This is a genomic window from Luteibacter sp. 22Crub2.1, from assembly GCF_900167995.1.
Classification (GTDB): domain Bacteria; phylum Pseudomonadota; class Gammaproteobacteria; order Xanthomonadales; family Rhodanobacteraceae; genus Luteibacter; species Luteibacter mycovicinus.
This window is the reverse complement of record NZ_FUYT01000022.1, coordinates 1-21,821: the sequence shown is the minus strand read 5'-3', so window position 1 is coordinate 21,821 and position 21,821 is coordinate 1. Positions and strand designations below refer to the sequence as shown.

24 protein-coding genes are annotated in these 21,821 nt (G+C 65.4%); 13 read left to right on the top strand and 11 right to left on the bottom strand.

Annotation, left to right across the window (positions count from 1 at the left end; translation table 11 throughout):
* Nucleotides 1–51: 51 nt before the first annotated feature.
* On the bottom strand, nt 52–1,119 hold the full coding sequence (locus B5X73_RS19005) for a phospholipase A (protein ID WP_036111825.1): 1,068 nt from the start codon (nt 1,117–1,119) through the stop codon (nt 52–54).
* Nucleotides 1,120–1,339: 220 nt separating this feature from the next.
* A complete protein-coding gene (locus B5X73_RS21190) occupies nt 1,340–1,840 on the bottom strand; it encodes an EF-hand domain-containing protein (RefSeq protein WP_079522902.1) in 501 nt (166 codons plus the stop codon).
* Between the two features lie 156 nt (nt 1,841–1,996).
* Between B5X73_RS21190 and B5X73_RS18995 the strand changes: the two genes are divergently transcribed.
* On the top strand, nt 1,997–3,223 hold the full coding sequence (locus B5X73_RS18995; protein ID WP_079522901.1) for a winged helix-turn-helix domain-containing protein: 1,227 nt from the start codon (nt 1,997–1,999) through the stop codon (nt 3,221–3,223).
* Here the strand turns inward: B5X73_RS18995 and B5X73_RS18990 are convergent, their stop codons facing one another.
* A complete protein-coding gene (locus B5X73_RS18990) occupies nt 3,224–3,706 on the bottom strand; it encodes a hypothetical protein (RefSeq protein WP_079522900.1) in 483 nt (160 codons plus the stop codon).
* 329 nt (nt 3,707–4,035) lie between these two features.
* Between B5X73_RS18990 and B5X73_RS18985 the strand changes: the two genes are divergently transcribed.
* The 4 genes from B5X73_RS18985 to B5X73_RS18970 all read left to right on the top strand — a co-directional run bounded on the left by B5X73_RS18985 (nt 4,036) and on the right by B5X73_RS18970 (nt 6,594).
* On the top strand, nt 4,036–4,245 hold the full coding sequence (locus B5X73_RS18985; protein ID WP_036111834.1) for a cold-shock protein: 210 nt from the start codon (nt 4,036–4,038) through the stop codon (nt 4,243–4,245).
* 304 nt (nt 4,246–4,549) lie between these two features.
* Nucleotides 4,550–4,753, top strand: coding sequence for a transcription antiterminator/RNA stability regulator CspE (locus B5X73_RS18980; RefSeq protein ID WP_036111837.1), 204 nt, complete (start codon nt 4,550–4,552; stop codon nt 4,751–4,753).
* 97 nt (nt 4,754–4,850) lie between these two features.
* Nucleotides 4,851–5,714: an alpha/beta hydrolase family protein gene (locus tag B5X73_RS18975; RefSeq protein WP_079522899.1), complete on the top strand. Its 864-nt coding sequence runs from the start codon at nt 4,851–4,853 to the stop codon at nt 5,712–5,714.
* Between the two features lie 10 nt (nt 5,715–5,724).
* The gene (locus tag B5X73_RS18970) at nt 5,725–6,594 is read left to right on the top strand and encodes a pirin family protein (RefSeq protein ID WP_079522898.1); all 870 of its coding nucleotides are present in this window, start codon (nt 5,725–5,727) and stop codon (nt 6,592–6,594) included.
* Nucleotides 6,595–6,604: 10 nt separating this feature from the next.
* Here B5X73_RS18970 and cqsA read toward each other — a convergent pair whose 3' ends face one another.
* The 4 genes from cqsA to B5X73_RS18950 all read right to left on the bottom strand — a co-directional run bounded on the left by cqsA (nt 6,605) and on the right by B5X73_RS18950 (nt 10,963).
* Nucleotides 6,605–7,930, bottom strand: a complete 1,326-nt coding sequence (cqsA, locus tag B5X73_RS18965) for an alpha-hydroxyketone-type quorum-sensing autoinducer synthase (protein ID WP_217699795.1) — start codon at nt 7,928–7,930, stop codon at nt 6,605–6,607.
* A gap of 205 nt (nt 7,931–8,135) precedes the next feature.
* The gene (locus B5X73_RS18960) at nt 8,136–9,176 is read right to left on the bottom strand and encodes a response regulator (protein WP_051943431.1); all 1,041 of its coding nucleotides are present in this window, start codon (nt 9,174–9,176) and stop codon (nt 8,136–8,138) included.
* Nucleotides 9,173–10,570 (bottom strand): sensor histidine kinase, encoded by a 1,398-nt coding sequence (locus tag B5X73_RS18955; protein ID WP_051943433.1) that lies wholly within the window; start codon nt 10,568–10,570, stop codon nt 9,173–9,175. The genes B5X73_RS18960 and B5X73_RS18955 overlap by 4 nt, the downstream gene beginning before the upstream one ends.
* A gap of 3 nt (nt 10,571–10,573) precedes the next feature.
* Nucleotides 10,574–10,963, bottom strand: coding sequence for a cytochrome c (locus B5X73_RS18950; protein ID WP_079522897.1), 390 nt, complete (start codon nt 10,961–10,963; stop codon nt 10,574–10,576).
* Nucleotides 10,964–11,058: 95 nt separating this feature from the next.
* On the opposite strand from B5X73_RS18950, the gene B5X73_RS18945 reads away from it, so the two are divergent.
* Entirely contained in the window at nt 11,059–11,850 is a 792-nt protein-coding gene (locus tag B5X73_RS18945; RefSeq protein ID WP_254857339.1) for a tRNA threonylcarbamoyladenosine dehydratase, read from the top strand.
* A gap of 44 nt (nt 11,851–11,894) precedes the next feature.
* Nucleotides 11,895–12,137, top strand: a complete 243-nt coding sequence (locus B5X73_RS18940) for a GIY-YIG nuclease family protein (protein WP_036111852.1) — start codon at nt 11,895–11,897, stop codon at nt 12,135–12,137.
* Here the strand turns inward: B5X73_RS18940 and B5X73_RS18935 are convergent.
* A complete protein-coding gene (locus B5X73_RS18935) occupies nt 12,134–12,535 on the bottom strand; it encodes a DUF3224 domain-containing protein (protein ID WP_079522895.1) in 402 nt (133 codons plus the stop codon). The genes B5X73_RS18940 and B5X73_RS18935 overlap by 4 nt on opposite strands.
* Nucleotides 12,536–12,624: 89 nt before the next feature.
* Here B5X73_RS18935 and B5X73_RS18930 point away from each other — a divergent pair, with 89 nt between their 5' ends.
* The 3 genes from B5X73_RS18930 to B5X73_RS18920 all read left to right on the top strand — a co-directional run bounded on the left by B5X73_RS18930 (nt 12,625) and on the right by B5X73_RS18920 (nt 16,702).
* Nucleotides 12,625–13,476: a 2OG-Fe(II) oxygenase gene (locus B5X73_RS18930; RefSeq protein ID WP_079522894.1), complete on the top strand. Its 852-nt coding sequence runs from the start codon at nt 12,625–12,627 to the stop codon at nt 13,474–13,476.
* A gap of 110 nt (nt 13,477–13,586) precedes the next feature.
* Nucleotides 13,587–15,797 carry a M1 family metallopeptidase gene (locus B5X73_RS18925; RefSeq protein WP_079522893.1) on the top strand — a complete coding sequence of 737 codons (2,211 nt, stop codon included), beginning with the start codon at nt 13,587–13,589 and terminating at the stop codon, nt 15,795–15,797.
* Nucleotides 15,794–16,702, top strand: a complete 909-nt coding sequence (locus B5X73_RS18920) for a hypothetical protein (RefSeq protein ID WP_079522892.1) — start codon at nt 15,794–15,796, stop codon at nt 16,700–16,702. The genes B5X73_RS18925 and B5X73_RS18920 overlap by 4 nt, the downstream gene beginning before the upstream one ends.
* Nucleotides 16,703–16,712: 10 nt before the next feature.
* Here the strand turns inward: B5X73_RS18920 and B5X73_RS18915 are convergent, their stop codons facing one another.
* From B5X73_RS18915 to B5X73_RS18905, 3 genes are all read right to left on the bottom strand, one after another.
* Nucleotides 16,713–17,255, bottom strand: a complete 543-nt coding sequence (locus B5X73_RS18915; RefSeq protein ID WP_036111861.1) for a GNAT family N-acetyltransferase — start codon at nt 17,253–17,255, stop codon at nt 16,713–16,715.
* Between the two features lie 16 nt (nt 17,256–17,271).
* Nucleotides 17,272–17,733 (bottom strand): SET domain-containing protein-lysine N-methyltransferase, encoded by a 462-nt coding sequence (locus tag B5X73_RS18910; RefSeq protein ID WP_043694877.1) that lies wholly within the window; start codon nt 17,731–17,733, stop codon nt 17,272–17,274.
* 98 nt (nt 17,734–17,831) lie between these two features.
* On the bottom strand, nt 17,832–18,173 hold the full coding sequence (locus tag B5X73_RS18905; protein WP_139382844.1) for a ComEA family DNA-binding protein: 342 nt from the start codon (nt 18,171–18,173) through the stop codon (nt 17,832–17,834).
* A gap of 196 nt (nt 18,174–18,369) precedes the next feature.
* Between B5X73_RS18905 and B5X73_RS18900 the strand changes: the two genes are divergently transcribed.
* The 3 genes from B5X73_RS18900 (at nt 18,370) to B5X73_RS18890 (ending at nt 21,515) form a co-directional block, all read left to right on the top strand.
* Complete coding sequence (locus tag B5X73_RS18900) at nt 18,370–19,812, top strand: M20 family metallopeptidase (RefSeq protein WP_036111867.1); 1,443 nt, start codon at nt 18,370–18,372, stop codon at nt 19,810–19,812.
* Nucleotides 19,809–20,531: a YggS family pyridoxal phosphate-dependent enzyme gene (locus B5X73_RS18895; protein WP_079522890.1), complete on the top strand. Its 723-nt coding sequence runs from the start codon at nt 19,809–19,811 to the stop codon at nt 20,529–20,531. The genes B5X73_RS18900 and B5X73_RS18895 overlap by 4 nt, the downstream gene beginning before the upstream one ends.
* Before the next feature lie 456 nt (nt 20,532–20,987).
* A complete protein-coding gene (locus tag B5X73_RS18890; RefSeq protein ID WP_343124646.1) occupies nt 20,988–21,515 on the top strand; it encodes a C40 family peptidase in 528 nt (175 codons plus the stop codon).
* Nucleotides 21,516–21,821: the final 306 nt, after the last annotated feature.

Below are 21,821 nucleotides of genomic sequence, written 5' to 3'. Positions count from 1 at the left end.
CGCGCGAAAAGCCAACGCAGCGGTGATGCCGCTGCGCAGGTTCCTAAGAGATCAATACCAATCCAGCAACGACACACCGATGCCCAGATACGTCGCACGGTGGTTGTAGTCGATCATGCTCTCGCCATAACCGTTGAAGGCTTCCACGTAGCCACGCAGGTTGTTGACCACCGGGAAGCTCCAGGTGCCACGCAGCGAGCCATGCGAGCGGTCACCCGTACGGAACGAATGACGACCCGTCAGTGAGAACTCCTGACGCCCCACCTCGTGCACGACCGTGATTTCGCCACGGCCCATATAGTCCTTGATGTCCGGATTGTCGTCGTCCTTCCGTGCTTCCGGGATGCGCCACCACGGACGCAGCATGATGGTCCAGCCTTCGCGTTCCAGGCCGATATCCGCGACCACGCGGTTCCAACTGCGCGACAGGGGATCGGCGCGTCCATTGGACTGATGGTTGATACCGATGCTGGCCAGGCGGCCGTTCCAGCCGAAGATGTTGTAGTTGGTGTTGAACACCAGTAACGCTTCCGGCTCGTAGTTGGTCTCGCGGAACGGACGCGAGTTGTCCTTGTTGTACACCTGCCAGCGGGACGACTGCGTATAGCCGACCCACACGTCGCCGTTGTCGCCGAAGAGGTTCTCGGCGACCTTGGTCTTCAGGCTGATCTGGAACTTCGCCTCGACGTTGTCGAGATCCTGCGGCGTCGTGACGGTGTGGTCCGGCGCGGGCGTGTGGGGCGTCGTGTTCTGTTTGTTGGTGCCGAAGAACGGCAATACGTAGGTCGGCTTGTAACCGCGCAGATTGAACGTACCGAGTTTGCTCTCGGGCGAGAGCTCCCAGCGGCTGTCGAGCAGCGACAGCGGACGCCCCACGTCGGCCGAGTTGCGGGTCGCCAGGTCGACGCTGAGCGAATTGCCCTTCGGGTCTTCTTTCTTCGCCGCCGTCATCATGTTCGGGCGACCGACGGCCTTGTCATAGCAAAGCAGTCGCTGCGAGTCGGTTTCGATCGCCGAGCAGGCACGGATGTCGATCGGGCTCGGATTCTGCGCGAGCGCGAGGCCCGCATGCAGACAGGCGTAGACGCCGAAGGCGCCGGCGGCGTGGATTCGTTTCATGGCACGGACACTCCCTGAGCCGGTGACTGTCCGGCAGGCGCGAAGTGTATCCGTGACAAATGTGAAGACCCTGCATGGAAACTTGCGAACGTATGCACGATCTCGTCGTCCTCCCCGGGGAGTGGGGCGGTTCGCGCATGACGCCGGGATCCGGGTAAGGTCGCGCTAAAAAAAGACGGCCCGCGAATGCGGGCCGTCGAGAGACATCGGAGCGAACGCCTTACTGACCGCTGGCGCCGGACTTGGTCACCCACTTCTGGTACTCGGCCTTCGAAATATGGCCATCGCGGTTCGAGTCGGCGTACTGGAAGTCGTTCGCCAGCAGCGGAAACGCCGAGGCCTGTTCCGGCGTGATCGACTTCTTACCGCCCGAGAGCGTCGTGAAATCCGGCGCGGGACCGGACGGCTTGGCCGGGGCCGGGCCGCTGTTGACCGTGACCTGACCACCCGGGGGTGGCGTCGATGCGCCCGGCATCCCCGGTGCGCCACCCGGCGGCGGGGGCGGAGGCGGTGCATCGGCGGCCGGCGGCGGCATGGCCGGATCCGGCGCCTGCTGCATCGAACCCGGTGCCGTGTCCGACGGCGGCGGAGGCGGCGGAGGCGTGGCCTCACCCGGCGGCGGAGGCGGGACGCGGGCGGGCGGTGGAACGTCCTGGGCGAATGCGGCGCCAGCCAGCAGCAGGGATGCGCCAAGCGCGGCAGCGCGAATGTGCTTCTTCATGTAAGCCTCCGTGGTCGGGGGTGGCAGGGGTCGCAAGCCCTCGGCTTGCGACATCGTTGCCGACGCTAGCAAGGCACGATTTAATGGCGGCCCAACTGCGGAAAGGCCTTTACCGTGCCGTCACGCGTATCCGACAGGTCCTCCACGGACGCCGTGATGGAGCTGTCTCATCGTTCGGCGCAGCTGCTGCATCTGGCCGCGCAGGGCCTCGCTAAACGTGTGACGCGGCGAGCGCGCAAGGCGGACGTCCTGACCGCGATCTCACGTATGGGCATGCTGCAGATCGATACGATCAGCGTCGTCGCGCGAAGCCCTTACATGGTGCTTTTCTCGCGACTGGGTGCCTATCGCACCGAGTGGCTCGACGAATCGCTTGCCGACGGCCTGCTCGCCGAATGCTGGGCGCACGAGGCCTGTTTCGTGCCAGCGCAGGACTATCGCTTCCACCGGGACTACCGCAGTGGGCGGGCGGGGCACTGGGCGCATAAGAACGCGCTGCGCGTACACGCCGAGGCCCGCGGCGACATGGATGCCCTGATCGACCGCATCCGTAGGGAAGGCCCCCTGCGCGCCGCAGACTTCGAGCGCGAAGCCACCGGAACGAAAGGGTGGTGGGGCTGGAAACCCGAAAAGCGCTGGCTGGAGGCGTGGTTTGCCCTCGGCGACCTGATGGTCGCCCGGCGCGATCGTTTCCAGCGCGTCTACGATCTCGCCGAGCGGGTCACGGCACGCTGGCCGGAGCCGCCGCCAGCGGACTCCCTCGACGAATCGGCGGTGCGTCGTCATTTCATCCTGCGCAGCGTGGCGGCGCTGGGCATCGCCCGGGCGCGCTGGATCGCCGACTACTACCGCCTGCGTCCGCGCGTGACCGACGAGGAGCTGGCGTCGCTGGTGGCGGAGGGAGTGCTCATCGAGGTTGCCGTCACCGGGTGGAGCGACAGGGCATACGTCCACCGCGAGCACGCTGGATCGCTCGCCGACGCCGCACGCAACGGTTTGAGGGCCACACGAACCGTGCTGCTGTCGCCTTTCGATCCCGTCGTGTGGGATCGGGCACGCGCGCTGGAACTGTTCGGTTTCGAATACACCATCGAGTGCTACACGCCCGCGCCCCGACGGAAGTACGGCTACTATGTGCTGCCGATCCTGCATCGCGGGCGCCTGATCGGTCGGCTCGACGCCAAGGCTCATCGCCAGGAAGGGCTATTTCAGGTGCTGGGCGTCTGGCTGGAGGATGGGGTCGTCCTGTCTCCGGCGCTGGTCGGGGACCTGGCGGAGGCCCTGCATGAGTGTGCGACGTGGCATGGCACGCCGCGTATCGTCATAGAAAAAGGCCAGCCGCGAGGGCTGGCCGGTCTGCTGCGCGAAGCGCTCGCGGATTAATCAGCGCGTGGAGGCCGGTGCCGGGGTATCGGCACACGACTTGCCGTGCAACGCATCCTTCAGCTGACCCGCAAGCGATGCGCAACGGGCGCCGAGCTGGCCACGCATATCCGGATCCTGCGACTGGCGGAGCAGGCTGGTGCGCATCATGTCGTAGCGGCTGTCGATCTGGTCGCGGGCGAAGATACCCGCCGCGAGGTGGCAGCTCTTGTAGCTCGCCAGATACTCATCGCATGCCGCGATGCCGGTGCTGTCCGGCAGCGGGCCCGCGGCAGCGGCGGCGCGGCCGCCCGTCTTGCTCGCGGGAACGTTGGTCACGGTCGTGGTCGCGGTGCGCTGCTTGACGACGCTCTTGCCCGTCGCCGTGGATGAACTGGTCGTCCGGGTGGTGCTGGGCTGCGGCTTGGTGTTGTGGTCCGCGCACGCGGCGAGGGCGAGGGCGCCCATGAGAAGCGGAACGAGTCGGAAGCTGGAGTGGTTCATGAGGCGGTCCCCCTTGGGCTGAGCGTGGATCGGATGGTAGGTCAATTCGCATGAACGTTGCGACGGGGCGCAAGCATGTGCGCGGAATGAGTGAACGCGGCGTCAGTGGCGACGGGGCGAGGCGGCGTATCGCGCCATCGCAATTTGTTTTCCGGGCCTGTATAGTCGCCGGACTGTGTTTGCCGGGGTCATAGAGTTAGTTTGACCCGATGCAGCTGATCACGTATCCGCAACATCGCTTCGCTCCTCGCGTTTCCTTGCACACCAGTTAGGCGGCAACTATTCAAGTTGCTGGTTTTATTCGTAAAAAATCGTATTGGAGTGTTTCTATGTCGGATCGTGAAATCGGCACCGTCAAGTGGTTCAACGACGCCAAGGGCTTTGGCTTCATCTCGCGCGAGAATGGCCCCGACGTGTTCGTGCACTTCCGCGCCATCCAGGGCAACGGCTTCAAGTCGCTCGCCGAAGGCGAGAAGGTCTCCTTCAAGGTCGTGAACGGCCAGAAGGGCCTGCAGGCTGAGGAAGTCCAGAAGGCCTAAGCCTTCGGACTGACCGAGCTTCGAAAAGGCCGGGCGGCGACGCCCGGCCTTTTTTTGCTCGTCATTTCCGATTTTTCTGTCCGAATCGCGTGATCCGTGTCAAAAAAACGGCTGATGTAGGGGATCCCCTACAGAACTTCCGGAAAATACGGTTATGATCGACCCTACTGTGTCTGCGCGGTCACGCGAGTGACCCGATGTAAGCGCGAAGTTAACGCTCCATCGCCTCACCCGGTCCTGCAAGCTCAGTAAGTCGCCGGCTCGTCGAGCCGGGTTTTTAGTGTGTTGGATAGAGGTGTGTGTGATGGCAACTGGTACTGTGAAGTGGTTCAACGACGCCAAGGGCTTTGGCTTCATCACTCAGGATGAGGGTGGTCCGGACGTGTTCGTGCATTTCCGTTCCATCCAGGGCAACGGCTTCAAGTCGCTTGCCGAGGGTCAGAAGGTGGAATACACCGTGACCCAGGGCCAGAAAGGTCCGCAGGCTGACAACGTCGTTCCGAAGTAATGCCCCAGGGCTGGCTCGCGCCGCCCGTTTTGCATGACTTTAGCCCTCCCGGCGCCCTGTGCCGGGAGGGTTTTTGCGTTTCGGGGAAGCTGAATCGATGACGGAACCCACGCGCGATGCGATCGTGCGCAGCGCAGCGCCAATGCGCATGGCGGACGGGGCATCGTCGGATCTGCTGCTTTACCTGCCAACGGGCGAGATCGCCGCGACGCTGCTCTGGCTGCCCGCCATGGGCGTCGGCGCCCGTCACTATGAATCGCTTGCTCTCGCGCTGAGCGCGCGAGGTATCGCCGTCGCCATTCACGAGTGGCGAGGCATCGGCTCCAGCGACCGGCGCGCCTCGCGTCGAGTCAACTGGGGCTATCGCGAACTCCTGCATGACGACCTGCCGGCCAGCCTCCACCGCCTTGGTCAGGCCGCGCCGGGCGCGCCGCTGTATGTGGGAGGGCACAGTCTCGGCGGGCAACTCGCCTCCTTGCTCGCGGCGACGACGGCAATGCCGGTTTCCGGTCTGGTGCTGGTCGCCAGTGGGGCACCGTACTGGCGCCGCTTCAGTCCCTGGGTCGGTCTCGCCTACGTGGCGGCTCCGTTACTCGCGGCTGTGGCCGGTCGGCTTCCCGGTCGCCGGATCGGCTTCGGTGGCAATGAGGCCCGTGGCGTGATCGCGGACTGGTCGCGCAGCGGTCGCACCGGGCGTTACGCAGCTCGTGGCATGGACGTCGACCTGGAGGCCGCACTGCGCCACCAGAAAGCACCCGTCCTGGCCCAGCGTCTACGGGACGACTGGTTGGGGCCCGCGCCCTCGCTGGCATTCCTGCTGGATAAGATGCCCGACGCGCCGCGCGAGGTCTCGGTCGTCGTGCCTGACGACCTCGACGGGGCGCCCGCGGATCATTTCGCGTGGATGAAAGCGCCCGGCGCAGTCGCCAGACGCATCGCGGACTGGGTGCACGCGCGTTAGTCTGTGCGCCATGACCATCACGCCCATCGACGGCAAGCAGCGCGACCTCGGCGACGGATTCGTCGTACGGCGCATGCTGCCGCATCTCAAGGCCCGACACGTCGGCCCCTTCGTCTTCTTCGATCAGATGGGACCTGCCTCCTTCGGTGAGGACAAGGGCATGGATGTCCGCCCGCATCCGCACATCGGCCTCGCCACGGTGACCTGGCTGTTTCAGGGGGCGATCCGCCATCGCGACAGTCTCGGCAGCGCGGTGGATATCCATCCCGGTGACGTCAACTGGATGACGGCCGGGCGCGGTATCGCGCATTCCGAACGCACCCCGCCGGACGAACGTCACAGCGGACAGGATCTCCACGGCATACAGGTCTGGGTGGCGTTGCCGAAGACCCATGAACGCATCGATCCCGAATTTCACCACCATCCGGCGAGCACGTTGCCCGTGGTGGAGCGCGACGGTGCGCGACTGGTCGTCATCGCCGGTGAGGCTTTCGGTGTGTCGTCGCCCGTACGCGTTTTCGCACCCATGTTTTTCGTCGAGGCGCGGCTGGGAGCGGGCGCACGTGTGACGATGCCTGAGCAGCACGCGGAGTGGGGCGCCTACGTGGTGGAAGGTGCCGCGCGCTTCGGCGACCTTCCGCTGGGGGCGCTGGACATGGCCGTGGCCCACGAAGGCGAAGCTCCGGTGCTCGAGGCCACGCAACCGTCGTTGATCATGTTGTTCGGCGGCGCCCCACTCGATGGGGAGCGCCACCTCTGGTGGAATTTCGTCGCCAGTTCGAAAGAGCTGATCGAAGCGGCGAAGGTCGAGTGGGCCGAAGGACGTTTCCCACTCGTACCGGGGGACGAAAGCGAGCGAATCCCGCTGCCGTCCTACTGAGCCGGAGCCCTCACGCCACTTCGGCGGCCGCCGATTCCCGCTCGCCATCGCGGCGCGCCCGACGCGTGGCGCTCCATGACGGCAACGCCATGGCGTCGCGCGCGACGCGGCACACGTCGATCAGTCGTGTCACGTCATCGTCGCTCATGCCCGCGTTCAGTGTCAGGCGCAGCAACGAGCGGTTGACCGTGGTGGCAGGTGCGCTGAACACGGAACCGAAGACGCCGTGCTGTTCCATCACGTCACGTACCTTGCCGGTGAGGATCTCCTGGCCGGCTTCGAAGGCGATGATCTGCTCGGTTCCATCCGCGATCGGATAGCCCAGTTCCGTCAGTTCCGCGCGTACCCGGCGCGTCACCTGGCGCAGGCGCTGGCGCCTCCAGCCCTCGGTCTGGATGACCCGATGGGCCGCCGACATACCCGCGAGTTCGTGTGGCAGCAAGGACGAACTGAAGATGGCGGGCAGGGCTTCGCAACCGAAATAATCCTTGAAACGTGTGGTGCACGCGATGAACCCCGCGCGCGAGCAATACGCCTTGGCCAGGCTCGCCGTGATGAAATGCACGCGGTCGTTGAGGCCCAGGCTGGCAACCAGTCCTTCCCCGCGCACGCCGTGCGTACCCAGCGAATGCGACTCGTCGACAACGAGGACGCAGCCGTGCTCCCGGGACAGGTTGGCGATGGCCTCGAGGGGAGCGAGGCTGCCGTTGGTGCTGTAGACCGCATCCACGACGATCACGCCCGGGCCGTTGCGCAGCACCTGTCGCTCCAGATGCGTCACGTCGTTGTGCAATACGGACACCGCTCTGGCCCCGGCGCTGCGAATGCCTTCCCATAGCGACGCGTGCGCGAGCATGTCGACGTAGACGGGGATGCGATCGCCGGCGATGGACTGGATGAGGCCGACGTTGGCGGCGAAACCGGATTGCGCGAGGATGCCGTCCTCACTCCCTACCGCACGTGCCAGCTCGGCCTCTACACGATGCAGCGGCTGATCCGCGTCCTGCTGAAACAGCGCCGACATCATCATGCCAAGGCCGCCTTCGGCCAGTGCCTCACGCTGTGCTTCGACGATGGCGGGATGTCCCGCGATCGCAAGGTAATCGTTGCTCTGGAGCATCAGGTCGCCGCCGGCGGGGCGACGCCCGCGCAAAATGTGACGGCCACCCCAGTCGATCGCCACGCGTTCGTTGTGGAATCGATCCACGCGGGTCGCAACGAAGCCAGGCAGCGCAGGGGCGGTAACGACACGGTGCAGAACGGAAACATTTTCCATGGACATCTCTCTCTCGATGGCATGGGCGATGGACACGTTGCCGTTCACCACGAACGGCACGCGCGCGCCAACCTCGCCCGGGCGGGCGCGAAAACGAGAAAGGCCAGGGGTGGGTCGCGAACGACCCTGCGGCCTTACGCAATACCTGGAGAGAAGCGTCGGCGGGTCGGAAGACCCGCGACCGCACCGCATGTTTTGGGCAACACAACGCCACGCGCCGGGTGCTGGGCGCGATGGCGTGTCCGGAAGGGCGAAGGTAACCCGTTTAGATGAATCGTGGTCGGCTGTCGGCGGCCAGACTCAGATCCTGCTCCCGGAGCCAGGTGCGGTACGACTTGACGTGCTGAAGCCGGAATCGCTCCACGTCGTCGATCAGGGCGTAGTAGTACCACTGCTCGCCGGAAACGGCGGTGGCGGCATACATGTGTTCTTCAGGCCGCTCCACGCCTTTGTGATAGAAGCCGTCACGGGAGTTGAACCAGGGCAGGGCTTCGCCACTCCGCAGGGACTCCAGGACGGCGCCGGGGGCGCCCAGATCTGCCGCAATTTCATAGTGGGTGCGCAGGTCCTCGTCCGTCTGGACCAGCAGGAACCGGCCGATCCCCCAGGCGTCGACCAGCAACAGGCCCGTCGGGTTGCAGTGCACGTAGCACTCCACGGGCTGGAACGTGGCGGTGACGCTCTGCAGGACCTCGCGGAAGGCGGGGTCGCGCAGGAAGCGGAAGTTGCCCAGGGCCAGCGTTTCGGCGACGAAGGCGCTGGCGCGGTCGAAGTACCGGCGCTGCAGCTCGGAGATGGCGGTCTGCAGCTTCTCGATGGCCAGCGGGTCGTTCTTGCGGATGAAGCGGTCGATCACGCCCGAATTGAAGGCATCGATCGCCGTGGCGTCATCGGCCCGGCCGGTCAGCAGGATCTTGCCGATATGCGGATTCGGCAGGCGCTTGCAGAACGTGATGCCGTCCATCTCGGGCATGGCCTGATCCACCACCACCACCGAAATCTCCGCGAAGCGCTCCGGGTCGTAGACCACCCGATGGATCGAATCGATGTCGAGGGCCACCAGCTCCTGGGTCTCCGAGGGTCGGTCCTTCCAGCGGTAGAGCCAGCCCCCGCCCGGCACCGGACGGCTGCCGTTGTTGCCCAGCGTGGCCAGCGCGCTGCGCGGTGAACTGAAGGTGCGGACCCGGACCATGGGATCGAGCAGCAACGGGACGACGTCGAGGTATTCCTCGTGGTCGTCGACCAGCACCGTGGTGGTCGGGAAATGGAAAGGCTGGATGTCGCCCTGCGCGTTCAACGTCGTCACTGCCGGCCCCCGGTGTTCGAATGCGGGAAGGTCAGAGTGAATTCGGTGAATTCACCCAGGTCGGTACGGCATGCGATGCCACCGCCCATATGCTCCATCGCCGCGCGGCAAAAAGCGAGTCCTATTCCCAGTCCGGTGATGGTGCCGGTGCCGGCGCTGTCGCTGGAATAGGAATAAAACCGGTTGAAAATGCGGGGCAGGACGTCCGCGGGGATGCCCGGACCGGTGTCGTGGACCCGGATCCGGTTGCCACCGTCGGCGGGCTCGATGAAGACCCGGATTTCGCCCTTGCCGGCGCGATCTGTATGAAAAAGTGCATTGCGCAGAAGATTGAACAGCACGTGGACCACCAGGCTTTCCTCGCCCATGAGCGAGAAGTCGCCGGTCGGCGACAGGGTGATGCGGTCTCGTTCGGCGCGCGAGCCATAGGGAAACCGGCGTAGCGCCTGCTCCACGCACTCGCGGGCCTGGAGCAGGGACAGCGGCACCTCGCCGATCGGACGTGCCGAAAGCAGCAGCATGTCGATGATCGTGTTGGCGTAGGTGACCTCGCGCTCCATCACACCGATGCTGCGCTCCAGCGCATGCAGGTTCTGCGCGCGCATTTCGGGGACGGCCAGGCCCTCGCTCTCGGCGAGCCGGTGACTGCGGATCAGATCGGGCATGAAGCGGGCGACGGCGCGCGCGGCGATGCGCAGTGACCCCAATGGCGTGCGCAGCTCGTGGGCGATGTTGTTGGACGCCGCGGTCAGGGCGTCGATCCGCGATTGCTCGGCCATGTTCGACGACACCGTGCAGGTGGCGCCACCGACCATGCCGAACATCAGCAAGGGGATGTACTCCAGCATCGTCCGGGTATGCAGGTGGGCTTCCGGGGACAGCACGAACACCAGGCCCGCGAGCAGGCTGCCCAGCGAGAACACCAGCAGGAAGCTGACCAGGTCGAACAGCATCATCAGCAGCATGACGCAGGCAAGATGGGTCATCAGCCACGCGGGAGTGGCGTTGCGCAAGGTCATGTAGCCGACGAAAAACGGCATCGCGACCGTCATCGCGAAATACCAGTATGTCGGCAGATGCGTTCGCAGACGACGCGGCCACCAGGGCAGCAGGGCGAGCGGGATGAAGGTCGCGCTACAGACCAGCCGCATCGGCAGGTTCTCGTAGGGCTGCGGGAACAGGTAGGCCCAGACCGGGTAATACACCGCCAGGCAGAAGCTGCCGACGACGCCGATCGCCACCATCTTCGGCTGCGAATAGCGCGTACGCAGGAACATGGTCGTTTCAAAGCGCGCCATGGCGCGCACCAGCAGCCACCAGCGCATACGCAGGAAGCCGAGCGGACCGGTGGGCTTGTCCGAAGGCGAGGCGACAGAGGGGCCGGCGTCGTTCATGGGTCAGCGATACTGCTGATGGCAGGACTGGCAGGCATCGCCTACGGGTTTCAGCGCGACGGCAAGGCCGTCGCAGCTGGCGGGCGCCGCCGCGACGGCCGCATCCAGTGCGGCATCCAGCGTGGCGCCGGCTCTGGCGAACCCCGCGTCCATATCCGGGAACGCCTCACGAATGTCGCCGGCCGTCAGGCGCAGGCGCGCCAGCCGCTCGGCCGAGACCTTGGCATCGCACTGTTTCGCCCGCACGTTGGCTCGCAGCGCGCCCATGTGGTGCTGCATCACGGCCATCACGCCGTCATGGAACGGCGTGCCCTGGCGCAAGGCGGACAGCGCGAAAGTCGCGCCCATCGCGCCGACCGCGAGGCCGAGGATGACGAAGAGCAGCGCACGCATTGGTGTTCCATGGCTTGGCACGGCCGTCAGCATAGCGGACGGCCCCATTCTTTCAATATGAGACAATGAGCACAGTCCTTTCCTCCGAGAGTCATGTGAGCACCGCACAGGCGGAACGCTTCGCCGGTATCGAGCGCCTCTACGGGCGCGGCAGCCTGGACCGCCTCGCCCATGCGCATGTCTGCGTCATCGGTGTCGGTGGCGTCGGCTCGTGGGCGGCGGAAGCCCTGGCGCGCAGCGGTGTGGGGCGCCTGACCCTGATCGATGGCGACGACGTCTGCCTGTCCAATACCAATCGTCAGCTGCATGCACTCGACGGTCAGTACGGCAAACCCAAGGTCGGCGTCATCGCCGAGCGGGCTCATGCGATCAGTCCGACCCTCCGGCTCGAGGCCATGGAACGCTTCCTTACGCCGTCCACGCTCGATGAACTGCTCAACCGCAACTACGATGTGGTGATCGACGCGTGCGACGCGCTCAAGGTCAAGCTGGAGACGATCGTCTGGTGTCGTCGGCGAAAGGTCCCGCTGGTCACGGTAGGCGCGGCCGGCGGTCGCACCGATCCGACGCAGGTCCGCGTGCGCGACCTGTCGCGTACCGAGCACGACGCCATGCTCAGCATGATCCGGAAAAAGCTTCGCCAGGAGCACGGTTTTCCCCGCAACCCCGATCGCTTCTTCGGCGTTTCGGCGGTGTACTCGTTGCAGAACGTCCAGTACCCGCAGGCGGACGGCAGCGTGTGTGGCGTGCGCCCGCCCGGTAGCGACGCGCTCAAGCTGGACTGCGGCGGTGGGCTTGGTGCGGCCACGCACGTCACCGGCGCGTTCGCGTTCGCCGCCGTGGGTAAGGCACTCGAAAAACTCACGGCACCAGCAAAGGCGGGCTGATCCTGCGTGTCGCCCGTCACGGGGCGGCGGGTTACGCTACGTCCATGTGGTGCGTCTATCTCATCGAATGTCGGAACGGCGCCTGGTACGCGGGGATAACCAACGACCTCGACGCACGCTATGCGGCTCATGTGGCAGGGAAGGGTGCGCGCTATACGCGGGCCAATCCGCCGGTACGGTTGCTGGGCTCACGGCCATTCGCGGACCGGTCGGAGGCGTCGCGGGCCGAGTGGGCGGTGAAGCGGCTGCCTAAGGCGAAGAAGCTGGCGTGGTTGTTGGCCACCTAAGGCAGCGTATACGCCAGGTCGTAGGTGTGCCCACCCGCGTTATCGATCGTGATCGAAAAGGTTCCGGTGATGCCCGTGAGTTCGCGGCTGCCGGTATCCGGGACGATCGTGATGAGCAGTTCCTGTCCGGCCGCGGACATCACCCCTCGGTGGACGAGCGCAAAGCTGCCGGCTCGCCCGTTGACCGAGCCCGTGAATCGCTCCACGGCCGCGTAGGCAGCCGAACCCTGCACGCTCGTACTTCCGGCGGTGAGCATGGTTCCTTTGGAGGTACCCTCCATCCCTCCGTAAAACGTCTTCTCCAGACTCATCCGGCCGAGTGCCGATCCATCATCCGCGTCAACGGCCCCGTCGGGGGCGATCTTTACTTCGAAACTGCCATGTGCGTGCTGCGTCATGCGGCCTCCCCGGGCGTTTCAGTGACTCACCGTGTCGGTGTAGGATGTCAATTAGTACGGTTCAATGCCCCGGAGCGAGGCTAGCGCATATGGATACGCGACGGCACACCAGGATCACCCCCGAATGGCACACGTGGATCGGTGAGGCGCTGGCGGCAGGGTCGGCGCCGGCCGAGCTGCTCACCACGATGCGGGAAAACGATTTCGACGAGGCCGCCGCGCGTACGGCCATCGCCGATGCGCTGTTCGGCGGGCCCGCGACCCGCGCCGCGCCAGCCTGGCATACCCCGGGCTCCCGCCTGGCGGAGGGGCATGTACTACGGACCTCCGACCGTGACATCCGCGTTCTTCTGCGTATCGCCAGGCCGACGATCGCCGTTCTCGATGGTGTCCTCGACGACGCCGAGTGCGAGGGGATGATCGAGCAGGCCAGATCGCGACTGGCACGCTCGGCCGTGGTGTCGCCCGAGTCGGGCGCCAATACCGTCATGGGTATCCGTACGAGCGAAGGCGCGTTTTTCCAGCGGGGCGAGAACCCGCTCGTACTACGCATCGACCGGCGGGCCGCCGAGATCATGCGGTTACCCCATGAGCACGGCGAAGGCCTGCAGGTGATGCGCTATGGCGTCGGCGGCGAGTACGTACCGCACTTCGATTACTTTCCGCCCGACCAGAAAGGCAGCGAGCCCCATCTGGCCCAGGGCGGTCAGCGTGTCTCCACGCTGATCATGTACCTGGCCGATGTCGAGGCCGGCGGCGAAACCATCTTTCCCCGCATCGATTTCAGCTACGTGCCGCGCAAGGGGCAGGCGCTGTACTTCGAATACACCGACGCCGACGGCTCGCTGGACGTGCTTTCGCTGCATGGCGGGGCGCCCGTCACCCAGGGTGAGAAGTGGATTGTCACGAAATGGATGCGCCAGCGATCCTTCGTGGGATGAGTCATGGCAGGCGGGGCGTGACCTCTGGCCTATATCGGCGTGAAGTCTGAGCCAGCAATCATCGCCGGATGACAGGGGGAGGGGGTTCGATGCGCCGAGAGGCAGGCAGGATGGTTCGTTTCGTCGCCGCGGGGTTGCTGCTTTGCGTCGGTAGTGTGTGGGGGCAAGCGGCCGCGCCCGCTCTTCCCGCGCCGGCAGGGGCCAGCACCGTGGCGCCGCCTGCGGTCCCTGTCGAAATTCCCTTCGCCTCGCCGCATGCCGGCTCGGTACGCACACCCAGTGCGCCCGACGCCTGGGGCGGCCCGCGTAACGGTCAGGAAGCGACCCTCTCGGATCGCGTGGTGTCGTATCGCATCCAGGCGCGCCTCGATCCCGACAAGCACACCGTGGACGGCCAGCAGCAGCTGACCTGGCATAACCGCAGCGACCGTCCCGTGTCGGCGGTCTTCCTGCACATGTATCTCAACGCGTTCGAAGGCGAGGGCAGCACCTTTTTCACCGAGCGCGCGCTGCTCGCCGCCGCCGGTGGCGCACGCGGCACCGCCGAGGTGAAGAAGGGCGAATGGGGCTACATCGACCTTGGTAACGTCGAGCAGGACGGCGCCGCCCTGAAGTGGAGTTACGTCCATCCCGACGGCGGCCCTGCGACGGATCACACCGTGATTCGCGTGGATCTGGCGCAGCCCGTGCCGGCCGGCGGCAACGTGACCCTGGATATGAATTTTCACAGCCAGCTACCGCGCGTGATAGAGCGCACGGGCTACGTGGGCCAGTTCCATCTGGTCGCCCAGTGGTTCCCGAAGATCGGCGTGCTCGAGCTTCCGGGTGAGCGCGGTGCGACCGAGCCGCGGTGGAACGTGCACGAGTTCCACTTCAGCAGCGAGTTCTATGCCGACTTCGCCGAGTACGACGTGCGCATGACCGTGCCGAAAGGCTACGTCGTCGGCGCGGTCGGTGAGCAGCAGGGTGAGCCGGTTCCGGAAGGAAATGAACTGACCTGGCATTTCATCCAGGGCGACGTACACGATTTTGCGTGGATGGCCGCCCCCGGCTACAAGACACTGGACAGTGACTGGAACGGACCCGGCAGCCCGAAGGTCAGGGTGCGGGTGATCTATCCGCCCGAATACGCGGCCAGCGCGAAACCGGTGCTTAAGGCGACGCTCGATTCGCTGAGCTACTTTTCCGACACGCTGGGTCCTTACCCGTATAAGACGGTGACCGCGGTCGTGCCGCCGTTCAACGCGTCCGAAGCCGGCGGGATGGAGTACCCGACGTTCTTCACCGCCGAGGCATACGACAGCGTCAAGCCGAAGACGATGGACGAGTACATGCTCGACTTCGTCACGATCCACGAATTCGGCCATGGTTATTTCTACGGACTGCTGGCCTCGAACGAGTTCGAAGAGCCCATGCTGGACGAGGGCCTCAACGAGTACTGGGACGAACGCATGCTGCGCGAGCGCGGCCAGCCGTTGTATCTCACGCAGCCGGTCTGGCAGTTCTTCGGCGTGCAGCCGGCGATGCCTGTCTTCATGCTCGAGCGCATGTTCGCCACGCTTTCCCGTCCATCCGACCCGCTCGGACAAAACGCATGGGATCGCCTGTCGAGCGGCGATTACGTGACGGTCTATACGCGTACCGCGACGGCGATGCACGATCTGGAGGAGCGTCTCGGCAAGGAGGTGATGGAAAAGGCCTTCAAGGACTACTGCGCCCGGTGGCACTTCCGTCATCCGTCCATTGCCGACCTTCAGGCCTCGCTTTCCGAATCGTCCGGCAAGCCTGATGTCGTCGCGCAGGTGTTCAACCAATACGTCTTCGGCACCGATCGTATCGACGACCGTGTCAGCGACATAACCAGTAACGAAGTGCTCCCACTGGCTGGCACCGTCATGAAGGACGGCAGGCGGGTCGAGACGAGCAGCGACGAGAACGAGGCGGTGATCGACAGGCGACGAGATGCCTGGAAAAAATCGCATCCGGATGCGAAAGAGGGCACCGGTCCGTTCCCCTGGAAGACCGTTGTGACGGTCTGGCGCGACGGCGCGAATGTGCCGCAGACGCTCAAAGTCAGCTTCGCCGACGGCTCAACGGAAACCGTGCACTGGGACGATCAGCGACGCTGGGCGCGCTTCGCGTTCACGAAGCCCGCGAAGGGCGTTTCCGCCGAGCTCGATCCGGCGCAGAAGATTTATCTCGATGCGAACAAGCTCAACGACAGTCGCACCGTCGAGTCGAATCACGCCGCTTCCAACCGCTGGGGCGCCGACTTCGCTGCGCTGATCCAGGGTATCTACGCTTTCCTGGGGACGCTATGAACGCGCGCACCAAACGTTCGGCCGCTTCGGCTCTGGGTCTCGGCATGGTCGGAGGCCTGCAATGGCGGCTGATGCTGCTGTGGGTGTTCATCACGTTACTGCCGACCCTCGTCGTGGCGTTGCCGCTCTGGCGCGTGCTCGACGGCCTGTTGGGTCACTCCGTGCACGCGGAGGAATGGGCGCGTCACTTCAACGGTCTTTTCCTGGGCGATGTGTCGTCCGCGTTGCAAGCCAGCCCGTGGATCGGTTCGGCGTTCGTCGCGGGGGCGGTGCTGACGCTTGCCATCTCGCCGTTTCTTTCCGGCATGGCCGTTGCCGGCGGTCGGGCGAATCGCGCCCTGAGTTTTGGCGGGCTGTTGCAAGGCGGTGCGACCGAGTACGGACGCATGCTGCGCCTGCTCCCGCTCTCGCTGATTCCCTACGGCCTCGTCGTCCTTGCCGCGAAAGGTGTTTCGTCCCTCGTCGACGATAAGGTCGACGCCGCCTTGCTGCCGTCGACCGCCGATATGTACCAGCATGGGTCGCTCGTGGTGATCGCACTGTGCTTCGTCGTCGCCCAGGCGATCGTGGAGTCGGCGCGTGCACAGTTCATCGCGGACATCACCTTGCGCTCGGCATGGCGTGCGTTCGGACGCGGCGTGGTGCAGGTGGTGCGTCGACCCGTCGCCAGCCTGTTCGCCTATGTCGTCATTACGGCGGTCGGCCTGGGTCTGACCGTGTTGATCGCATCCTGGCGCGGTCATTCGGTCGCGGTCGGCGGCGAATGGTTCGCCGCGTTTCTGATCGTGCAGCTTGGCGTGGCGGTCGTGGCATGGATGCGCACCGCACGGCTGCTGGCGCTCGCCGGTCTCGCCAGCTCGACACAGCAGCGCCGGCGCCGTTCGGATTTCGCGCCGGCGATGTGAGCCCTGTGAGTCAGCCCGCCCGGCGGACTTCGCGGTGCGGCGGGTAATAGGCGAACAGATGCGTCGCGCCGCCAAGGAAGTCGATGTTGTCGATGTGCTCGCCGCCCAGGCGCTCGGCGACGTGGTCGGAGGCTTCGTTGCCGATGCGCACGAGGCTGATCACACGCTGCGCGTGCATCTCTTTCCAGGCGAAGGCGAGGATGGCCTCACCTGCTTCGGTGGCATAACCGTGGTGGCGGTGTTCGGGCTTCAGCATCCAGCCCAGTTCGAGGTCGGGCCAGCCTTCGGGTTTCATGAGGCCGGCACGGCCGATGAATTCACCGGTGTCCTTCAGTTCCATGGCCCACATGCCGCAGCCACGTAACGCCCAGTGGCCGAGCAGCATGGCCATGGATCGCCAGGCATTCATGCGGTCGAGCGGCTGGCCGTCACCGATCCAGCGCGTGCTCTCCGCATCCGCGAGCATCCTCGCGTAGTCGTCGAAGTGATGTTCGGTAAGAGCGGTGAGCCGCAGGCGCGGCGTTTCCAGAACGGGGATATCGGATAGTGACATCGAGGTGACCAAGGGTTCAGCCGAGCAGAGCTGCCAGGGCGCGCGTGGACTGCGCGAGGCTTTCCTGCCAGGGCAAGCCGGTTATTTTCTCACCACTTGCCGCGTCATTAAAGCTCTCTTCCTGGCCCGGCGCGAGAAGGTGTCGGTAATCGACAGTGATTTCAGTGCCTTGCGCGAGATCCTTCGCCGCAAAGATGAAGCCCAGGTGCCAGAGGCCGGTGGGCTCGAAGCTGTGATTCACGTAGCACTCGTCCGGCCAGTCGGGCGACACCGTGTAGCGGTCCTCGAACCAGCGCGCGGCGGCGTGAAGGTCGGCGGACAGGGCGGGGGACGCCATGATGTCGTCCCAGCGGTGCGTCTGGTCGATCGCGTCGGGCGCGGTGACGATACGGCCCGCGGCGACGAATTCATCGACGAACAGACCTTTGCCTGCGCCGGGGATGGCGGAGGCGGCGATGCGGTAACGCGGCAGGATCATTGCTTTCGTCTGGCCCCTGGTCACGTCGGCAGGGCAGAAGCGCCGCCGGCATGGGGCGCGAGTGTAGCGCGTTCCGCCGGCGGCGAAAGGGGTAGGGGTCACTCGTCCGCGTCGGCCGCCTTCGCCCTGGCCTTCGCTTTGGCGGCGCGGGGCGGCTTGGCGCTCTTTGCGGTTTTGGCACCCCCGTCCACCTGGATGGCGTCCCGGTTGCGGTCGACGAGGGACTGGCCGATGCCCTTGACCTCGACGAGCTGGTCGGCGGATTCGAAGCTGCCGTTGGCTTCCCGCCACGCCACGATCGCCTGAGCCTTGGCGAGGCCGACGCCATCGAGTGACTGCGCGAGCGTAGGGGCGTCGGCCGTATTCACGTTGACGGGGGTGGAGGCGAAGGCGGGCAGACAGGTGAGAAGGCCGGCGAGGGCGAACAGACGGTAGTTCACGGTGAAACCTCCTGGGTAGGCGCGTCGGATGACGCCCGGGCACTCTGCGCTGCGCAAACGGCGTCGCGTACCGGCGCGGCGGCGTTGTCAGCGTGCGTCGCGCGCATCACGGCGCGACGGAGCCGGACCACGGTGTGAAGGTCACCCCTGTCGGCGCTGTTACAATCGTCCTTTGCCCCACAGAGTCGTGCCCGCCATGGATACCTCGCGCATTTCTTCCTTCGTCAGCGGCCTCTGGGACGCGGAAATCGTCCCGCAGCTGGTCGAGTACATCCGTATTCCGAACAAGTCGCCCATGTTCGATGCGCAGTGGCGCGAGCACGGGTACATGGATCAGGCCGTGACGCTGATGGAAACGTGGGCGCGCTCCAAGCTGCCGGCGTTCGAGGGTGCCACGCTCGAGGTGGTCCGCCTCGAGGGCCGTACGCCGCTGATCTACATCGACGTGCCGGCGCAGGGCGTGACCGGCAAGGGCACCGACGAGACCGTCGTGCTCTATGGCCACCTCGACAAGCAGCCGGAGATGACGGGCTGGGCCGAGGACCTCGGTCCGTGGACGCCGGTGATCAAGGGCGACAAGCTTTACGGTCGTGGCGGCGCGGATGATGGCTACGCGATCTTCGGCTCGCTGGCGGCGCTGCTGGCGCTGCGCGAGCAGGGCGTGCCGCACGCGCGCTGCGTAATCATGATCGAGGCCTGCGAAGAGTCGGGCAGCTACGATCTGCCTTACTACGTGGACCACCTGGCCGACCGCATCGGCAACCCGGCCCTCGTGGTCTGCCTCGACTCCGGCTGCGGCAACTACGACCAGCTCTGGCTGACCACGTCGCTGCGCGGCATGACCGGCGGCAACCTCACCGTGCAGGTGCTCGAAGAGGGTGTGCATTCCGGCGACGCGTCGGGCGTCGTGCCTTCCAGCTTCCGTATTTTGCGCGACATCCTCAGCCGTCTGGAGAACCCGCAGACCGGCGAGATCGTGCCGAAGGAACTGTACGTCGAGATTCCCGCGCAGCGTATCGAGCAGGCGCGTCGCTCGGCCGACGTGCTGGGCACGGACATTTACGACAAGTTCCCGTTTGTCGAAGGCATGAAGCCCACCACCAGCGATCTGACCGAGCTCGTGCTCAACCGCACCTGGCGTCCGCAGCTGGCCGTGACCGGTGTGGGCGGCATGCCGCCGCTGGACAGCGCCGGCAACGTGCTGCGCCCGAAGACCGCGGTCAAGCTCAGCCTGCGCGTACCGCCGACACTGTCGGGTGCCGAAGCTGGCAAGTTCCTCAAGGAGCTGCTCGAGAAGGATCCCCCGTACGGCGCGAAAGTCAGCTTCGCCCTCGAGAAGGACGGTAGCGGCTGGAACGCGCCGGCGCTGTCGCCGTGGCTGGAAGAGGCCGTCGCGAAGGCATCCGAGCACTACTTCGGTGCTCCGGCCGCCTACATGGGTGAGGGCGGCAGCATTCCTTTCATGGGCATGCTGGGCGAGAAATTCCCGCAGGCCCAGTTCCTCATCACCGGCGTGCTTGGGCCGCATTCCAACGCGCACGGCCCGAACGAGTTCCTGCACATCCCGACGGGCAAGCGCGTAAGCATGGTGGTGGCCGACGTCGTCGCCCGGCACTTCCAGGAAGCGTCGAAGGCATGACCGCTGGTGCCGGTACGACCGCAGATGCCGATACGCTCGCCGGTCGCCTCGCGATCGTGCGGGGCCGGATCGCCGCGGCCTGCGTCAGCGTGGGGCGCGATCCCTCCGAAGTGACGTTGTTACCGGTCAGCAAGACCTTCGGCAGTGACGTGGTCCGTGAGGCCGTCGGCCTCGGCCTGCGGCGTTTCGGCGAGAACAAGGTGCAGGAGATTCAGGCCAAGGCCGCCGACCTGGCGGCCGAGGCGCTGGACTGGGTGGTCATCGGGCACCTGCAGACGAACAAGGCCAGGCCCGTTGCCCGGCTCGCGTCCGAGGTCCAGTCGCTGGACCGGCTGGATCTGGCCGTCGCGCTGGACAAGGCGCTGCAGGCCGAAGGCAGGGCGATCGATGTCCTCATCCAGGTCAAGACCTCCCGCGAGGACAGCAAGTTCGGGCTCGCCCCGGACATGCTTCCCGCGTTCCTCGATCAGCTCCGTGCGTTCTCGTCGCTGCGGGTGCGTGGGTTGATGACGCTGGCTGAGGCATCCGAAGACGAGGCCATCGTCCGCGGCTGCTTCCGGACCCTGTATCAATGTCGTTACACCGCCCGCGAGGCCGGTCACACGGTCGATCGCCTGTCGATGGGCATGAGCGGTGACTTCGCCCTGGCCATCGCCGAGGGCAGCACCGAGGTGAGGGTAGGCAGCGCCTTGTTTGGCGCCAGGGCGTACAACGCCTGACGTGACCGGATGCACGTTTTCGGTTCCCGACCGCCTGCGACGGGCCGTCCGGACCATCACATATGTGAATCCAAGTGCTTATATCGGTTCAGGTTTCCGGCCTGTTTTCCGCGGTTTCCTGCGACTTGTATGAATGTTTCCTAGGACAGGCGTTTTTTAACTTTATGCCAACAACTAGGGCGAGGGGGTTTGGTAACTTCACCACTCGTTCACGGTCGTCTCACCTTCACGGCGGCTTAACTTCACGATGAATAGGCCTTCTCGCTCATGCATTTAAAGCGACTGACCGCTCTCGCGTTAGCCTCCTGCTGTTTCGCTGCTGTCACACCCGTTATCGCCGACACGGTCACCGCTCCACAGGGTCTTGACCAGTCCGCGACGCTTCTTCTCACTGATCTCCCTGTGTTCGCCCCGGCGAATGCCCTCGCCCAGTCGGCCATCCCTGACGTCGCTTCCTTGGTTGCCCCCAAGGCGCCGGTTGCCGCCGCCAAGGTTGCCGCTCCGGCCGCCAGCGACGACGACACACTGGGTGACGATGACGACGACAGCCTCGTCGCCGCCGCCACCGACAAGCTGGCCGGTCACGTCGACGGTCATGCCCGCGAGGCCCTCCTGGCCTTCGCCATGAAGCTCCGCGATATCCGTTACCACCGCGGTGGCCGCGCCCCGTCCACCGGCTTCGACTGCAGCGGTTTTGTCCGCTACGTCTTCTCGCACAGCATCGGCCTCGACCTCCCGACCAACTCGGCCAGCCAGTTCCTCGCCGGCCTGAAGGTCAAGCGCAACGAGATGAAGACGGGTGACCTGGTCTTCTTCCGCACCCGCGGCAAGGCCATCTCGCACGTCGGCATCTACATCGACAACGGCCAGTTCATCCATTCTCCGTCGGCAGGCAAGACGGTGCGCGTGGATAACCTCAACGAGGCTTACTGGTCCAAGCACTTCGCCGGCGCCAAGCGCCCCGAAGGTATCGCGAAGATCTGACGGGAACCCTTCAACGTATTTTCCGAAACGGCATGCTCCGGCATGCCGTTTTTTTTTGCGTTTTTTGGGGAGGTGTTGGGCTCGGCTGCGCCATCGCGTTTGGTTTTGTCGCGGCGTGTTGTGTCGTGTTGGAGAGACGGCGGGGGTGACCCTCGCGGCCACGCCTGCGGCGACCCCTCAAGGAAGGGCCGCTATCGCGGCCGTATGCTTATTGCCCTACGGGCGGGGTCGGGCTTCGCCTGGGGGTTTTCGAGTCGGCTGTCCCTGCCTCCCCGAAAACGGCCGGTCATCCCTGACCGGCCCCGC

Excerpts from the sequence above, each read along its gene's own strand:
- B5X73_RS19005 (WP_036111825.1), bottom strand. The coding sequence starts at position 1,119 with ATGAAACGAATCCACGCCGCCGGCGCCTTCGGCGTCTACGCCTGTCTG.
- B5X73_RS21190 (WP_079522902.1), bottom strand. The coding sequence starts at position 1,840 with ATGAAGAAGCACATTCGCGCTGCCGCGCTTGGCGCATCCCTGCTGCTG.
- B5X73_RS18995 (WP_079522901.1), top strand. The coding sequence starts at position 1,997 with ATGGAGCTGTCTCATCGTTCGGCGCAGCTGCTGCATCTGGCCGCGCAG.
- B5X73_RS18990 (WP_079522900.1), bottom strand. The coding sequence starts at position 3,706 with ATGAACCACTCCAGCTTCCGACTCGTTCCGCTTCTCATGGGCGCCCTC.
- B5X73_RS18985 (WP_036111834.1), top strand. The coding sequence starts at position 4,036 with ATGTCGGATCGTGAAATCGGCACCGTCAAGTGGTTCAACGACGCCAAG.
- B5X73_RS18980 (WP_036111837.1), top strand. The coding sequence starts at position 4,550 with ATGGCAACTGGTACTGTGAAGTGGTTCAACGACGCCAAGGGCTTTGGC.
- B5X73_RS18975 (WP_079522899.1), top strand. The coding sequence starts at position 4,851 with ATGACGGAACCCACGCGCGATGCGATCGTGCGCAGCGCAGCGCCAATG.
- B5X73_RS18970 (WP_079522898.1), top strand. The coding sequence starts at position 5,725 with ATGACCATCACGCCCATCGACGGCAAGCAGCGCGACCTCGGCGACGGA.
- B5X73_RS18955 (WP_051943433.1), bottom strand. The coding sequence starts at position 10,570 with ATGAACGACGCCGGCCCCTCTGTCGCCTCGCCTTCGGACAAGCCCACC.
- B5X73_RS18950 (WP_079522897.1), bottom strand. The coding sequence starts at position 10,963 with ATGCGTGCGCTGCTCTTCGTCATCCTCGGCCTCGCGGTCGGCGCGATG.
- B5X73_RS18940 (WP_036111852.1), top strand. The coding sequence starts at position 11,895 with ATGTGGTGCGTCTATCTCATCGAATGTCGGAACGGCGCCTGGTACGCG.
- B5X73_RS18935 (WP_079522895.1), bottom strand. The coding sequence starts at position 12,535 with ATGACGCAGCACGCACATGGCAGTTTCGAAGTAAAGATCGCCCCCGAC.
- B5X73_RS18930 (WP_079522894.1), top strand. The coding sequence starts at position 12,625 with ATGGATACGCGACGGCACACCAGGATCACCCCCGAATGGCACACGTGG.
- B5X73_RS18925 (WP_079522893.1), top strand. The coding sequence starts at position 13,587 with ATGGTTCGTTTCGTCGCCGCGGGGTTGCTGCTTTGCGTCGGTAGTGTG.
- B5X73_RS18920 (WP_079522892.1), top strand. The coding sequence starts at position 15,794 with ATGAACGCGCGCACCAAACGTTCGGCCGCTTCGGCTCTGGGTCTCGGC.
- B5X73_RS18915 (WP_036111861.1), bottom strand. The coding sequence starts at position 17,255 with ATGTCACTATCCGATATCCCCGTTCTGGAAACGCCGCGCCTGCGGCTC.
- B5X73_RS18910 (WP_043694877.1), bottom strand. The coding sequence starts at position 17,733 with ATGATCCTGCCGCGTTACCGCATCGCCGCCTCCGCCATCCCCGGCGCA.
- B5X73_RS18900 (WP_036111867.1), top strand. The coding sequence starts at position 18,370 with ATGGATACCTCGCGCATTTCTTCCTTCGTCAGCGGCCTCTGGGACGCG.
- B5X73_RS18895 (WP_079522890.1), top strand. The coding sequence starts at position 19,809 with ATGACCGCTGGTGCCGGTACGACCGCAGATGCCGATACGCTCGCCGGT.